Below are 13,670 nucleotides of genomic sequence, written 5' to 3'. Positions count from 1 at the left end.
CCCGGACACTGGGCCTTTGCCGCTGATGGAGAAGAGGTTGCTATGACAGCCATGTTTGTGTCCGCTGATTGGTTGAATGAACATTACCACGAAGAGCGTTTGCAGGTGCTGGATGCCCGCATGCTGCCGCCAGGTCAGGAAGCGGTGCGCGATATCACGGCGGAGTATCTGGCCGGGCATCTGCCGGATGCGCCTTTTTTCAACATCGAAGCGCTGTCCGATCACACCAGCCCGTATCCGCATATGATGCCGCGCGCAGAGACCTTTGCCGTGGCGATGCGCGAGCTGGGCATCAGCCAGGATAAACATCTGGTGGTGTACGACGAAGGCAATCTGTTCTCCGCGCCGCGCGCCTGGTGGATGCTGCGCGCCTTTGGCTGTGAACAGGTGTCGATTCTGGCGGGCGGCCTGCAGGGCTGGAAAGCCGCTGGCTTCAGCCTGGCTACCGGTCCGGTAAATCTGCCTGAAGGCGAGTTTGACGCGCAGTACGACAGCAGCCAGGTGAAGCGCCTGACCGATGTGCTGCTGATCAGCCACGAGGGCGGCGCGCAGATTGTTGATGCGCGCGCGGCCAACCGTTTCAATGCCGAAGTGGATGAGCCGCGTCCCGGCCTGCTGCGCGGCCATATCCCGCACAGCCTGAATATGCCGTGGAACGATCTGGTGGCCAACGGTGAGCTGAAACCGGCCGCCGAGTTGCGCGATCTGTTTGCAAAGGCAGGGATTAAGCTGGATCAGCCGATTGTCGCCAGCTGCGGCTCCGGTGTGACGGCGGTGGTGGTGATTCTGGCGCTGACCGCGCTTGGCGTGCGTGATGTGACGCTGTACGACGGTTCGTGGGGAGAATGGGGCAGCCGCGACGATTTACCGATTGAGAAATAAGTGTATCCGGCCGCCGTAAGGTGCGCGTTGTCGGATGTTGTGCACATTTATCCGGTCGCCGTAAACGGCGACCCTACATGTAGGGTGCGCATTTATGCGCACCTGGGTGAAATCGGTGCGATTTTGATGACGCATTTATGCGCACCTGGTTGAAATCGGTGCGATTTACCGGCGCACTGATGCGCACCGGCACTAGATAATCCGCTGGCTGCCTTTGAAATCGCGCAGGAAACTGCCCCAGCGGCGCTCATAAAACGGCGTAATGTGCGCGGTGAAGAAATGGCTGACACCCTGCTCATTACTGACCACTTCACAGATATCAATTGGCGCGTCATCGGGCAGCGTATCAGTCGCCACGCTGCCGGCCGCCTGAATAATCGCATCAATATCGCTGTCGGCTTCGATCCCAATCAACAGATTCGCCTGTTCATCGGCACGCTCACGAATGCTGGCAACGTAGGCGCGACGCACCTGTTTGTATTTCGCAAACAGCTGGGTCAGCGAATCGATCATCTGCGCTGGCGGCTCGGCCACTTCGGACAGCAGCAATGCATGACCGCCCTCCAGCACCGTTTGCTGGCTCAGCGCACTGCCCTCTTCGCCCAGCAGATGCGCGATCTCGCCGGGTGAAAATTCTTTGCCGGCCGGCAGTTTCGGGTTGAGGAACAGCGCTTCACCCAGCGTCATTTCAAACAGCGTGCGCGTCGGTAAACGCAGGTACGGCTGCTCACCCTGGATAGCTTCGCTCATCGCTGCTTCTGAGGTAAAGAAAGGGATCACGCTGCCGCCGCCCTCTTTCTCCCAGTGCTGTAATTCTACCGGCGAGGTGGCATCAAACTGCTCTGCGGGACTTTCGCCCGGCACCCAGACATCGGCCTCCAGCAACAGCTGAAAAAATTCCGGACGGTGCGCAGGCTCGGTGGCCGCCAGCTTCAGCACCTCTTCAAGACGGTTACTCATAAGGGATAGGCTTCCAAAAAAGACGGCAGGTTGCAGCCTGCCGTTGTCGGGATTATTTCAGTAACAGATTGGCAATGGTACGCACGCCAAGGCCTGTCGCACCGGCGGACCACTGATCGACCGCGCTTTTGCGATAGGTCGCGGAGCAGTCAATGTGCAGCCAGCCCTGCTGATAGTTGCTGACGAACCATGAGAGGAACGCCGCCGCGCTGCTGGCGCCCGCCGCGTGGGCTGCGCTGGCGATGTTATTCAGGTCGGCAAAATTGGACGGCAGATGGTTGCGGTGGAACTCGGCCAGCGGCAGACGCCAGAAGGCTTCGTTCTCGCTGGTGGCGCTGCCCAGCAGCGACTCCGCCAGCACGTCGTCAAAGGTAAACAGCGCATGGTAATCGTTGCCCAGCGCGGTTTTCGCGGCACCGGTCAGCGTGGCCGCATCAATCAGCAGCTGCGGACGCTGTTCGCTGGCGTCGATCAGCCCGTCGGCCAGTACCAGGCGCCCTTCGGCGTCGGTGTTCATCACTTCAACGGATTTCCCGTTGCGATAGCGGATGATGTCGCCGAGGCGGAACGCGTTGCCGCTTACCATGTTATCGGCGCAGCACAGGAACAGCTTCACGCGCTTATCCAGGCCGCGCGCAATCGCCAGAGCCAGCGCACCGGTTACCGTTGCCGCGCCGCCCATGTCGGATTTCATCGAATCCATGAACGCGCTCTGCTTCAGGCTATAACCACCGGTATCAAAGGTGATGCCTTTGCCCACCAGGCAGGCGTACACCGGTGTGCTGTCGTCGCCGCCAGGGTTAAAGTCCAGCGTCAGCAGCACCGGCGGACGCGTCGAGCCGCGGCCTACGGTATGAATTCCGGCATAGCCCTGCTCACGCAGATCCTCACCTTTGATGATGCGATAGCTCACCGCGTCACCGCCTACTTCGCTGATCAGATCGATGGCGCTGTGCGCCAGCTGCTCCGGGCTCAGATCTTCCGCAGGCAGGTTGATGGTGTCGCGTACCCAGTCAACGATCTTCAGGCGCCGATCAAATTCGGCCTGATCGGCATCACTTAGCGTCGGCCATTCGACCTGACGCTGGCCTTTCGGGCTGCGGAAACCCTGCCAGAACGCCCAGCATTTCTCCAGATCCCAGCCTTCGCCGCTCAGCGCGACGTGGCGGATGCCCTGGCCGTCCAGCTTGCGTCCGGCACGTTGAATGCTCATCAGCGCATCGGCACCGGTCAGGTGAACGGTCATGCCACTTTCATTGCTGCTCAGCAAGGCTTTCTCGCCCCAGCGCGCGTCGGCGGCCTGGGAGCTGAGCGTAATCGTCATGGGTTGTGTTGTCATCGCGTGGCTCCGTTTGCGTTTGTTATCCCTGCGCACTGACCGGCGCAGGGCGAAAATTTAGCGGGAAGTGGCCGGCGTCAGCGCCCGTAAGCGCGTTACCGCCTTATGTACCACCCCGATGGCATAATCGATCTCTTCCTGCGTGGTAAAGCGACCCAGCGAAAAGCGCAGCGAGCTGTAAGCCAGCTGCTGATCCACGCCCATGGCGCGCAGAACGTAGGAAGGTTCAAGGCTGGCAGAGGTACAGGCGGATCCCGACGACAGCGCCAGATCTTTCAGCGCCATGATCAGCGATTCGCCATCGACGTGAGCAAAACTGATATTGAGGATATTCGGCGCGCCCTGTTCGAGTGAACCGTTGAGCTGTACGTCGCTTAGCGTGCTGATGCCCTGCCACAGACGATGGCGCAGCGTAGCCAGGCGCGCGCTCTCGTCCGCCATCTCTTCGCGCGCGATGCGATAGGCTTCGCCCATGCCGACAATCTGATGCACCGGCAAGGTCCCCGAACGCATGCCGCGCTCGTGACCACCGCCGTGCATCTGCGCGTCGATCTGCAGTTTTGGTTTACGCCGCACCCACAGCGCGCCGATGCCTTTCGGCCCGTACAGCTTGTGCGCTGAGAACGACATCAAATCCACTGGCAGTGCGCTGACGTCGAGCGGCAGTTTGCCCACGCTTTGCGTGGCGTCCACGTGGAACAGGATGTCGCGCGCGTGACACAGCGCGCCCAGCGCGGCGATGTCCTGAATCACGCCGGTTTCATTATTGACGTGCATCAGCGACACCAGCACGGTGTCGTCGCGCAGTGCCGCCTCCAGCATCGCAGGCGTGACGATGCCGTCCGCGCCGGGCTGCAGAAAGGTGACGTCAAAGCCTTCGCGCGCCAGCTGAGCACAGCTGTCGAGCACCGCTTTGTGTTCGGTCTGACTGGTGATGATGTGTTTACCGCGCGCCTGATGCTGCTGCGCTGCGCCCTTGAGCGCCAGGTTATCGGCTTCGGTGGCACCGGAGGTAAACACGATTTCGCGTGGATCGGCGTTGATCAGTTCGGCAACCTGGTTGCGCGCCACGTCAACGGCCTCTTCAGCCTGCCAGCCAAAACGGTGGGAACGGGAAGCGGGGTTACCGAAGGTGCCATCCAAAGTGAGGAACTGCATCATTTTGCTGGCGACACGCGGATCCGCAGGCGTTGTCGCTGCGTAATCCAGGTAGATCGGTAATTTCATTGCGCTAAAACTCCGTATAAAAAATCATACGTCTTTATAGCACGATTCAGCCTCTCCTGGGTTAACAGCAGAGGCTGAACGAGAGAGGATCAGGCGCGCAGATTGACGTTGATGGTTTCCTGCACGCGATGCTGCTGGAAGCGACGGTTATCAACGCTGTTCTGGCGATCGGCCACGTCGAGGATCTCCTGGTTATTCACCAGTTCCGCCAGCGTGATGTTGTTGAGGAAATCGCTGATGCGCTCGCTCAGGTCGCGCCACAGAACGTGGGTCAGGCAGCGCTCGCCGCCCTGGCAACCCTCTTTACCCTGGCATTTAGTAGCATCAACGGATTCGTCCACCGCGGTGATCACCGCACCAACTGCAATCGCCCCGGCGTCTTTGCCTAACAGATAACCCCCACCCGGCCCCCGCACGCTGGCCACCAGACCGTGCTTACGCAGACGCGAGAATAACTGCTCCAGATAGGAGAGCGAAATGCCCTGACGCTCTGAAATATCGGCCAGCGGTACCGGGCCCTCGTGCGAGTGCAGGGCAACGTCCAGCATAGCGGTTACGGCATAACGTCCTTTGGATGTCAGTCTCATAGCATACAACCTCGTAAGCGTCCGCCAGCGAGTCGGCGGGTTATCTGAAGAATGGAGGCCAGTCTGACATTCCCGAGTATTTTGGTCAACTATTTAACCGAGTATTTCGCTCAACTATTTAACCTGGTGTTTTACTCAACTATTACCCTTGTCGTTTTTGGGTTTTTCAAACGACGACAGCATGCCGCGCAGAATGTTGAGTTCGTCGCGCTCCGGACGCGCACGGGTATAGAGGCGACGCAGTTTGCTCATCACCTGGCTCGGTGTGCCCTGGCGGATAAAGCCGCTATTCAGCATCATCTGCTCGATGTGTTGATAGAAGCGCTCCAGATCGTCAACCAGCGGATACGGCGAGGCTTCGTACTGCGGCTGCGGACTGGCTTTCTCCTGCGCGTCCAGCCACGCCATGCGCACTTCATAGGCGATAATCTGAACCGCCATCGCCAGGTTGAGCGAGCTGTACTCCGGGTTGGCCTGAATGGCGACATGATAGTGGCACTTCTGCAGCTCTTCGTTGGTCAGGCCCACGCGCTCGCGGCCAAACACCAGCGCCACCGGCGCCTGCTGGCCCTCTTCCACGCTTTTGATGCCGCATTCACGCGAGTCAAGCATCGGCCACGGCAGCGAGCGCGAGCGGGCGCTGGTCCCCACCACCAGGCTACAGCCGGCAATCGCCTCATCCAGCGTATCGACGATCTTCGCCTCACCGATCACATCGCTGGCACCGGCAGCCAGTGAAATAGCCTGCGAGTCCGGTTTCACCAGCGGATTGACCAGATACAGGTTGCTTAAGCCCATGGTTTTCATGGCGCGGGCAACGGAACCCATGTTGCCGGTGTGCGAGGTTTCTACCAGTACGATTCGGATATTTTGCAGCATAATAGATAGCGATAAGGAAATGATGGCGCGCATCCTAACATAAAAGCAGGACATTTGCTGAACACCCTGATATACTCCGCGCCGTTTTCACCCCCGTTCTTTAACATCCAGTGAGAGATACCGATGCATCCGATGCTCAACATCGCCGTGCGCGCAGCGCGCAAGGCCGGAAATTTAATTGCCAAGAATTATGAAACCCCGGACGCCGTCGAAGCCAGCCAGAAAGGCAGCAACGACTTCGTTACCAATGTTGACCGCGACGCAGAACGTCTGATTGTCGAAGTGATTCGCAAGTCCTACCCGCAACACACCATCATCACCGAAGAAAGCGGTGAGCTGGCGGGCGACGATCAGGATGTTCAATGGGTAATCGATCCCCTGGATGGCACCACCAACTTCATCAAACGTCTGCCCCACTTTGCTGTTTCTATCGCCGTGCGCATCAAAGGCCGCACCGAAGTGGCGGTGGTTTACGATCCAATGCGTAACGAACTATTCACCGCGGTACGCGGTCAGGGCGCGCAGCTTAACGGCTATCGCCTGCGCGGCAGCACGGCGCGTGACCTCGACGGCACTATTCTGGCTACCGGCTTCCCGTTCAAGCTGAAGCAGCACGCCACGCCATTCATCAACATCGTGGCAAAACTGTTTACCCAGTGCGCTGATTTCCGCCGTACCGGCTCTGCTGCGCTGGATTTGGCCTATGTGGCCGCAGGTCGCGTTGACGGTTTCTTTGAGATTGGCCTGAAGCCATGGGATTTCGCTGCCGGTGAACTGCTGGTGCGTGAAGCGGGCGGTCTGGTGACCGATTTCACCGGTAACCACGGCTATATGCTGTCTGGTAACCTGGTGGCCGGTAACCCGCGTGTGGTGAAGGCGATGCTGGCCAGCATGCGCGAAGAACTGAGCGAAGCGCTGAAGCGCTAAGCAAAAAAGGCGGCTAAATCAGCCTAATGCTTGTCAGTTAAGCTTTTAAGAACGCCGCAGCGGATAACGCTGCGGTTTCTTTTTTACCGCCCGCGGATAATGCCGCTGACGACGGCCGGGTAATACGAAGCTTCCCGCCATCGCCATTATTTCATTCATCACCTTCGGTATTCTTCCCGGTGCAACCGCAGGCAGCAGACTCAGCTGACCGGTCAGATACAGCGCCGCCTGTTTAAAGCCCAGCTGATAAGGCTCCACATTTTTAAGGCTGTATGCCATCTGTGCCATCATAAAGCGCAGCAGGTTATACGCCAGTGCCACCCCCCACAGCTCCTGCTGCACCAGCTCCGGCTTTTTACTTCTCAGCGTCAGCTCATTATTCAGCAGGTGCTGCTTCATCTCCCTGAAGCCATGCTCGATTTCCCAGCGATGACCGTACAGGTCCACGATATCGGCTTTCGGATAGCGAAGCGGATCACACATGGACGTCAGTATCTGTACCGTTCTGCCGCCGGATTCCTTACTGATAAGTCTTGCCGTCAGCGTGGCCGGTGCGCCGCTCCATTTTTTCCGCGCCTGCGGCGTCAGGCTCAGCTCAACCAGTTAATGTCCGGGACCCAGCCTCTCTTTTACCCGGTACTGAGCGCCTTTTCGCAGCGGTATCATCCAGTGCTTTTCGGTGCCTGATGTCTGCCAGTGATGAAGGAGGCCCGGAGCATAGAAGCCCTTGTCCATTATCGTCAGGGAATGAGCAGGCGTCTGCGCCGCCAGCCGGGCGGCGAGCTCAACTTCGCTGGTTTCAGAGACGCTGCCAAAGGCAACGCCCGACAGCAGGTGACTGGTGACCTCCATCTGACAGACCATGCGCAGCTGTGGCCAGTCAGAACGGGCGTGTTCATTGGCCGTGCGGCCGAATGCGGCGTCGTTTTCCGGCGTGTCCGGCGTTCGCCACAGCGTCCCGTCCATCGCCATCAGCGTGAGGCCGTTCCAGTGCGACATCGGTGTTTTTTCGAACCAGAGCTGGCGGGTCTTTTCAAAAACCAGGCGGACGGCTTCAGCCCCGAGCCGCTGACGTGCCTGCACAACCGCGCTGGGTGCGACGAAGGGACGTTTACCCGGGAGGACAATATCAAGGTGGGAAACGAGCTGATTCATGGAAAGAGAGCGGAAAAGCGCCATGCCGGTCACGGCCCATACCATCATTTCCATGGGCAGACGGCGCTTTCGCACCGTGACAACCCCGGTATCCGCCAGGCATTCGTCAATAAGTTCAGGGGAAAGCAGGTCAGAAAGAGCAGAGAACTCTTTCGGTGAGAACTTAAGAACAGCGTCAAGGGCCTGGCTGAGGAGCATAAAAAAATCCGTAATCATCCATGAGAGATTACGGATTTTCACACAGCGACCGGATCGTTCAACCGATCATTTTTGTCTTAACTGATCGGCATTAGGCTAAATCAGCCGCCTTTTTTATTACCGACTTTGTTACCGACGCTCGTGGGTTAACACGGTGCGCGGCTGGGTACGCCGACCGACACCACCGAGGACCGCCGCCAGCACCGCCTCGATCAGCATCATGAAGAAGGCAAACCAGCTGGCTTTCGCCGTTGCCGCCGCGGCTTTCTCTGCGGCTTCACGCGCTTTCTGCTCCGCTTCCTGCTTCAGCTGCTGATATTTCTGCATCGCCTGTTGATAGCTCTGCTCAGTCTGATTAACGATCTGCTCCGCTTCCTGATCGCTTTTTCCGGTCCGCGCTTTAATAATGTTTTTCAGCGCATCGCGGTCTGCCGCCTGCAGCGTATCGGCATGGCGACTCAGTACACCACGGATCCAATTGGCAATATCATTGTCGGCATTCTGTGGATTCTGTGCCGTCTGTTTCGCCTGGTTTTGCGCATTATTCGCTTCGCTATTTACATCCTGCTGTAAATTTTCCGGCTGCAGTTCCGGTTTGCCGGTCTGGCGCAGCGTGGTTTGCAATTCATTTTGCAAATCATCCAGGTTGATATTATTTTCCTGCAGCTTCTCTTTCGCCATATTGGTCACCGATGGCGCTACCGCAGAAATACCGTTCCCCAGGGCATTAAAACCGGAGCCTAAAATATTAAAGGCGCCACCGATAATACCGCTGGCAAGTGAAATCGCCAGCCACAGCGTAATCAGGGTACTGACGCCAAACATCAGCAGACCGTGCAGCGCACCTTCGCGCTGAGCCAGCCGTCCGGCAACGTAGCTACCGACCGCCAGCGCAATCAGCATGCTGGCCCCGGTCCAAATCAGCGCCCCGGTCCCCAGGTGTTCCAGCGGATTTTGTTCCTGCTGGGGATCGATGGTCGTGGCGCCGATCGCGGTTCCCAGCAGCCCCAGTAAAATATGAATGATTAATGCCGCAATCACCCCTGCAAATACGGCACTCCAGGAAATGCGTTTCAACGGTAGACCGCCGTGCGTTTCCACCACCGTTTCCGTGCTGCCATTATTAGTCCAGGTTTCAGGCATATTTATTTCCTCACAAACATTGACGATAAAGAGTAACGCATATAAGAGCACACCCTGTCCTTTTTGATATTATCTAGCGTAGACAGAGAAAACTCTTTTCACCAGATCGTCGGGCAAGAGAAATTAAACTCTGCGTCGCGGGCAAAAAAAACGCAGCATATTCAGGGAACATGCTGCGCTTATTTTTTAAAGCGTATTAATTAAAAAGGACGCAGACCGCCACCGAAGCCGGGCGTAGCACTGTGCCATAAAATAAAGCCGGCCAGCAGCAACAGCAGGCTGCCAGCCAGCATCACGGCCGGCAACAACCATTGCGCTGCCCCTCTGCTGCTGACCCTGCCGAGACGCACCGCAAGCACGCGCGAGCGCTGCACCAGCAAACCCAGCAGCGACACGGTGAGCGCGGTGCCCAGCGCCATGGTCAGCGCCGAGGCCACGCCCCAGCCATACACGCCAATCACTTTGGCAAACAACAGCATCATGATGGCACCGGAACAGGGCCGCAGCCCCATCGACAGCACCACCAGCGCCTGGGTTCTGCCGCTCACCGCACCGGCCAGCTGTTGCGCGCTCGGCAGGTGGGCATGACCGCAGCCGCAGTCAGCATGGTGCTGATGATGCGGCCGTACCGCGCGAATCTGGAGCCCGGTCGCCGGACGGAACGCGCGGCGTAACCCCTGCAGCGCGCGCCAGCCCACCCAGACGCCGAGCGCTATCACCAGCAAATAGCTGCCTTTCTCCAGCCAGTAACTGGTGAGATGCAGCTGGCGCGAGGAGGTTTGCAGCACCACCAGCATCAGCGTCACCAGACCAATCGCCACCGTGCCCTGCAACAGCGCCGCCAGCAGCGTCAGCTTCATGCTGGTTTTCAGCTGCGCCGGATGGGTAGCGAGAAAGGTGCTGATCACCACTTTGCCGTGGCCCGGCCCCAGCGCATGCAGCACGCCGTAGGCAAGGCTGAACAGCATCAGCGTGACACCGGCCTGCTGCGGCTGCTGCGCCACCTGTTGCAGGAGCTGCGTCATCTCACGGTGCAGAACCTTCTGCCACAGTACGCTTTGCAGCAGAATCTGCGGCCAGTGCAGCCACAGCAGCGCGCCCGCGGTAATCAGCAGCGCAGCCAGCAGCCACAGCGGCCACCAGCGACGGGAAGCGCCAGGCAGTGAAATCAACGACATGTCAGGGTTACCGTCTGGGCAAACTGCTGGCCGAGATCCATATCCTCGGGCGGTGCGTCAGCTTTATCCAGCGACAGCGCGTACTGTTTTAGCGAGTCATCCGGTTTGGGCGTGTGTAAGTCAAACTGGCAATGGGCTTTCACGGTCTCATCCATGGTGATGGCTTGCGGATTGTCATAATACATATCAACAAAGTAACTGGGATCGAAGGTCTGGATGCGGTACTGCCTGGCGCTTAACGACTGCGGTTCGCCGAACGGCACAATGAACTCCAGCACTGCTTTGTTGCCCTTGCGCGACAGCTGATACTCCTGCGGCAGGTTGAGAAACTTCACCCGATTTTTATCCTGCCACACTTCGGTAAAATAGTGCTGGCCCAGCACATTGGCCATCACCTGCGCCGCCAGCTTTTTCCACACCACCTCGCCGGGTTTGGCGTTGCCGGCATCGTACAGCAGATCGGCGGAGGTGATTTCATCCATGGTCCATACCATCTTCATCGCGCTGAGATGATCGTCCTTACCGAGCAGTTCGGTCTGCATATCAATAAAGCTGTGTGGATGCGCCCACACGGCGCCGCTGAACAACAGCGTAAAGCTAACGAGCGCAATTTTCATATGTTATAAAGTAACAAATTTTAAAGTCAGAAGGATACCGGGCCAGAAAAAACTGTGACCCGCCCTGAAGCTCTGAACAAAAGTCATGACAAAGGCCAGGGTCAGCGCGTGGAGTTGGCTATTCTTAGCTGAAAAATGACCTGCGGATAACACGATTGATGAGTTCAGCGCATTCTACTGCTCCCCTCTTCAGCCGCGCCCAGCGTCGTTGCCATCTGCTGTTGCTGCTGTTTCTGCCTGCTCCCGCGTTAACGCTTGAAAAGCTCTGCCAGTTGAATGGCGTGGCCCCTGTTGTCGCCCGACAGGATATCGCGGATGTCGGAGATGAGATACAGCGCTTTCACCAGCTGGAATTACACCAGATGGTGGATGGCAGCTTTCGCATTCATGGCACGGAACTGGACCGGCGTCTGTGCCTGCTGCACTGGCTGCGCCGCGCGCTGCGCCTGTCGCAGGATTTCGTCTGCACCCATTTTGCGCCGGCACTGCGCCAGCGGCTGAAGGTGCTGAAAATCGAGAAAGCGCTGTGGGATGAAACCAATCTGCAGGCGCTGATCCAGCACTGCAGCCTGCGGCTGGCGCGCGATTTCACGCCGCGCGACCGGCTGTTTCTGCAAATCTTCATGAAATATGCGCTGTGTCAGCGTCAGACGGCGCTGTTCAGCGAGCGCCAGCGCGCCTGGCTGGCGGCGAAGATCGAACGTAGCGCAGCGGATGACGTGATCCATCACTGGCAAAAACGTTGCCATCTGGCACCGGACGTCAGCGAAACAGATTTCTGGACGCTGCTGTTCAGCCTGATTCACGCGCCAGACGGCAGCCAGCTGGCGGACAGTCAGGCACACAAGCTGATGGCCGCGGTGGAAGCGCTGATTGCCCGCTTTGAGCAACTGGCGCAGACGCGCATCAAAAATCAGCAGCAGCTGAAGCTGCAGCTCTATACTCACCTGGCGCAGGCGCTGGATCGCAGCCACTTTGCCATCGGCATTGATAACAGCGTGGCGCTGGACGTGGCGCGCCTCTATCCGCGCCTGCTGCGCACCACGGCACGCTCGCTGCAGCACTTTAGCAGCGATTTCGGCACGCAGTTTAGCGCGGAAGAAGTGAGCCTGGTGGCGGTGCTGTTTGGTGGCTGGCTGATGCAGGAGAGCGCGCTACAGGAGAAACAGGTGCTGTTACTGACCGGCGCTGACGCGGCGCTGGAACAGCTGCTGGAGCAGCAGCTGCGGGAAATGATGCTGTTGCCGATCAATATTACCTATCAGGATATGCTGCACTTTCAGCGTGAGGGCGCACCGCGCGATGTGGCGCTGGTGGTGACGCCCTACGCCACCGCCCTGCCGCTCTACTCGCCGCCGCTGATCCACGCTGAGCTGCCGCTGAGCGATCACCAGCAGCAGCGCATTCGTCAGCTGCTGGAGTCTTAAGCCGCGCGTGGCCGCAGGAACAGCGCCGGCAGCGCCACCAGCGCCATCACCCAGAACAGCTGGCCGTGCAGGTGAGTAAACAGCACGCCGCACACCATCGTCATCACCGCGATGCCGCCGCCCATTGCCAGCGCCGAATAGAGCGACTGCAGACGAATCACCTCTGCGCCTTTACGCGCGGCAATAAAGCGCATCGCCGCCAGATGGCAGACGGTAAAGCTGCCGCAGTGCAGAATCTGCGCCACAATCAACAATGGTAGCGCAGTGCTGGCGCCCAGCAGCGTCCAGCGCACCAGCGCGCATATGCCTGACAGCAGCAGCAGATCGCGCGCGCTCCAGCGGCGAAACAGCCGGTTGCTCAGGGCAAAAATTACGATTTCAGCCACCACGCCCAGCGACCACAGATAACCGACCACCGAGGCCGAATACCCGGCTTCCTGCCACCAGATCGCACTGAAGCTGTAATACGCGGCGTGCGCGCCCTGCATTAGCGTTACGCACAGCATGAAACGCCAGACGCTGTTCTCGCGCAGCAGGTCGCGCCACGCCGCCCAGCCACCGCTCGCGCCCTGGCGTAGCTCACCCTGCGGTCGGGTTTGTGGCAGCAGCAGCATGCCGGACAGCATCGCCAGCGCACCGACGCTCAGCAGCAGCAGAATCACCTGCGATGACCAGGCGCTGACCAGCATACCGGTGAGCGCCGAGCTGATAACAAACGCCAGCGAGCCCCACAGCCGTACCGGACCATAGGCCAGCCCGATTTGCTGTGTCCAGGTGGCCGCCAGCGCATCACTCAGCGGCACCAGCGGCGAGAAGAACAGGTTAAAACCAATCATCACCAGCAGCAGCCACAACCACTGGCTGCCGAGCCAGAAACCGAGCGCGAACAGACAGGTCACCAGCGCCAGCAGGCGCAGCGCAACAATCAGCTGCGCTGGATTTTTCACCTGCGAAGCAATCAACAGGCTGCCGGCAAAGCGCGCCACCATGCCACAGCCGAGCAGCAGGCCAATTTTTTCCGCATCCAGCCCGTTGCCTTTCAGCCACACGCTCCAGAACGGCAGATAGATGCCATAGCAGAAAAAGTAGGTGAAGTAGCTCAGTCCCAGCCACCTGGCCGATCCGATGGTCATGTTTCCTCCTGTTGACGC

General features: G+C 58.8%; 12 protein-coding genes and 1 pseudogene. 3 read left to right on the top strand and 10 right to left on the bottom strand.

From position 1 onward, the window contains the following. Nucleotides 1-42: 42 nt before the first annotated feature. Nucleotides 43-882 carry a 3-mercaptopyruvate sulfurtransferase gene (gene sseA / locus E7738_RS00525; RefSeq protein WP_021506552.1) on the top strand — a complete coding sequence of 280 codons (840 nt, stop codon included), beginning with the start codon at nt 43-45 and terminating at the stop codon, nt 880-882. Between the two features lie 192 nt (nt 883-1,074). On the opposite strand, the gene sseB is transcribed toward sseA, so the two are convergent. The 5 genes from sseB to trmJ all read right to left on the bottom strand — a co-directional run bounded on the left by sseB (nt 1,075) and on the right by trmJ (nt 5,874). Then, nucleotides 1,075-1,842, bottom strand: coding sequence for an enhanced serine sensitivity protein SseB (gene sseB, locus E7738_RS00520; RefSeq protein WP_132464720.1), 768 nt, complete (start codon nt 1,840-1,842; stop codon nt 1,075-1,077). 52 nt (nt 1,843-1,894) lie between these two features. Then, a complete protein-coding gene (pepB, locus tag E7738_RS00515) occupies nt 1,895-3,181 on the bottom strand; it encodes an aminopeptidase PepB (protein ID WP_058770854.1) in 1,287 nt (428 codons plus the stop codon). A gap of 57 nt (nt 3,182-3,238) precedes the next feature. Further along, nucleotides 3,239-4,408 (bottom strand): IscS subfamily cysteine desulfurase, encoded by a 1,170-nt coding sequence (locus tag E7738_RS00510; RefSeq protein WP_136545942.1) that lies wholly within the window; start codon nt 4,406-4,408, stop codon nt 3,239-3,241. An 89-nt stretch (nt 4,409-4,497) separates the two neighbouring features. Continuing rightward, the gene (iscR, locus tag E7738_RS00505; protein ID WP_031279392.1) at nt 4,498-4,995 is read right to left on the bottom strand and encodes a Fe-S cluster assembly transcriptional regulator IscR; all 498 of its coding nucleotides are present in this window, start codon (nt 4,993-4,995) and stop codon (nt 4,498-4,500) included. A gap of 135 nt (nt 4,996-5,130) precedes the next feature. Further along, nucleotides 5,131-5,874 carry a tRNA (cytosine(32)/uridine(32)-2'-O)-methyltransferase TrmJ gene (trmJ, locus tag E7738_RS00500; protein WP_031279390.1) on the bottom strand — a complete coding sequence of 248 codons (744 nt, stop codon included), beginning with the start codon at nt 5,872-5,874 and terminating at the stop codon, nt 5,131-5,133. A gap of 123 nt (nt 5,875-5,997) precedes the next feature. Here trmJ and suhB point away from each other — a divergent pair, with 123 nt between their 5' ends. Then, nucleotides 5,998-6,801, top strand: coding sequence for an inositol-1-monophosphatase (gene suhB, locus E7738_RS00495; RefSeq protein WP_058758291.1), 804 nt, complete (start codon nt 5,998-6,000; stop codon nt 6,799-6,801). Between the two features lie 45 nt (nt 6,802-6,846). Here suhB and E7738_RS00490 read toward each other — a convergent pair. The 4 genes and pseudogenes from E7738_RS00490 to E7738_RS00475 all read right to left on the bottom strand — a co-directional run bounded on the left by E7738_RS00490 (nt 6,847) and on the right by E7738_RS00475 (nt 11,092). Beyond that, a pseudogene (locus tag E7738_RS00490) lies at nt 6,847-8,154 on the bottom strand (IS4 family transposase). Between the two features lie 129 nt (nt 8,155-8,283). Next, nucleotides 8,284-9,297 (bottom strand): hypothetical protein, encoded by a 1,014-nt coding sequence (locus tag E7738_RS00485; protein ID WP_058758290.1) that lies wholly within the window; start codon nt 9,295-9,297, stop codon nt 8,284-8,286. A 200-nt stretch (nt 9,298-9,497) separates the two neighbouring features. Beyond that, complete coding sequence (locus E7738_RS00480) at nt 9,498-10,475, bottom strand: nickel/cobalt transporter (RefSeq protein ID WP_278709054.1); 978 nt, start codon at nt 10,473-10,475, stop codon at nt 9,498-9,500. Beyond that, nucleotides 10,466-11,092: a DUF1007 family protein gene (locus E7738_RS00475; protein ID WP_166719564.1), complete on the bottom strand. Its 627-nt coding sequence runs from the start codon at nt 11,090-11,092 to the stop codon at nt 10,466-10,468. Before E7738_RS00475 ends, E7738_RS00480 begins: the two co-directional genes overlap by 10 nt. Nucleotides 11,093-11,250: 158 nt before the next feature. On the opposite strand from E7738_RS00475, the gene csiE reads away from it, so the two are divergent. Then, nucleotides 11,251-12,519, top strand: a complete 1,269-nt coding sequence (csiE, locus tag E7738_RS00470) for a stationary phase inducible protein CsiE (protein WP_394515987.1) — start codon at nt 11,251-11,253, stop codon at nt 12,517-12,519. Here csiE and E7738_RS00465 read toward each other — a convergent pair. Then, nucleotides 12,516-13,652, bottom strand: coding sequence for a 3-phenylpropionate MFS transporter (locus tag E7738_RS00465; protein ID WP_394515986.1), 1,137 nt, complete (start codon nt 13,650-13,652; stop codon nt 12,516-12,518). The two genes, csiE and E7738_RS00465, sit on opposite strands and share 4 nt — an antisense overlap. Between the last annotated feature and the right edge of the window lie 18 nt (nt 13,653-13,670).

The sequence above is a fragment of the Pantoea sp. SGAir0430 genome (assembly GCF_043549295.1).
This window is presented reverse-complemented; position numbering and strand designations above follow the sequence as displayed.

Excerpts from the sequence above, each read along its gene's own strand:
- sseA (WP_021506552.1), top strand. The coding sequence starts at position 43 with ATGACAGCCATGTTTGTGTCCGCTGATTGGTTGAATGAACATTACCAC.
- sseB (WP_132464720.1), bottom strand. The coding sequence starts at position 1,842 with ATGAGTAACCGTCTTGAAGAGGTGCTGAAGCTGGCGGCCACCGAGCCT.
- pepB (WP_058770854.1), bottom strand. The coding sequence starts at position 3,181 with ATGACAACACAACCCATGACGATTACGCTCAGCTCCCAGGCCGCCGAC.
- E7738_RS00510 (WP_136545942.1), bottom strand. The coding sequence starts at position 4,408 with ATGAAATTACCGATCTACCTGGATTACGCAGCGACAACGCCTGCGGAT.
- iscR (WP_031279392.1), bottom strand. The coding sequence starts at position 4,995 with ATGAGACTGACATCCAAAGGACGTTATGCCGTAACCGCTATGCTGGAC.
- trmJ (WP_031279390.1), bottom strand. The coding sequence starts at position 5,874 with ATGCTGCAAAATATCCGAATCGTACTGGTAGAAACCTCGCACACCGGC.
- suhB (WP_058758291.1), top strand. The coding sequence starts at position 5,998 with ATGCATCCGATGCTCAACATCGCCGTGCGCGCAGCGCGCAAGGCCGGA.
- E7738_RS00485 (WP_058758290.1), bottom strand. The coding sequence starts at position 9,297 with ATGCCTGAAACCTGGACTAATAATGGCAGCACGGAAACGGTGGTGGAA.
- E7738_RS00480 (WP_278709054.1), bottom strand. The coding sequence starts at position 10,475 with ATGTCGTTGATTTCACTGCCTGGCGCTTCCCGTCGCTGGTGGCCGCTG.
- E7738_RS00475 (WP_166719564.1), bottom strand. The coding sequence starts at position 11,092 with ATGAAAATTGCGCTCGTTAGCTTTACGCTGTTGTTCAGCGGCGCCGTG.
- csiE (WP_394515987.1), top strand. The coding sequence starts at position 11,251 with ATGAGTTCAGCGCATTCTACTGCTCCCCTCTTCAGCCGCGCCCAGCGT.
- E7738_RS00465 (WP_394515986.1), bottom strand. The coding sequence starts at position 13,652 with ATGACCATCGGATCGGCCAGGTGGCTGGGACTGAGCTACTTCACCTAC.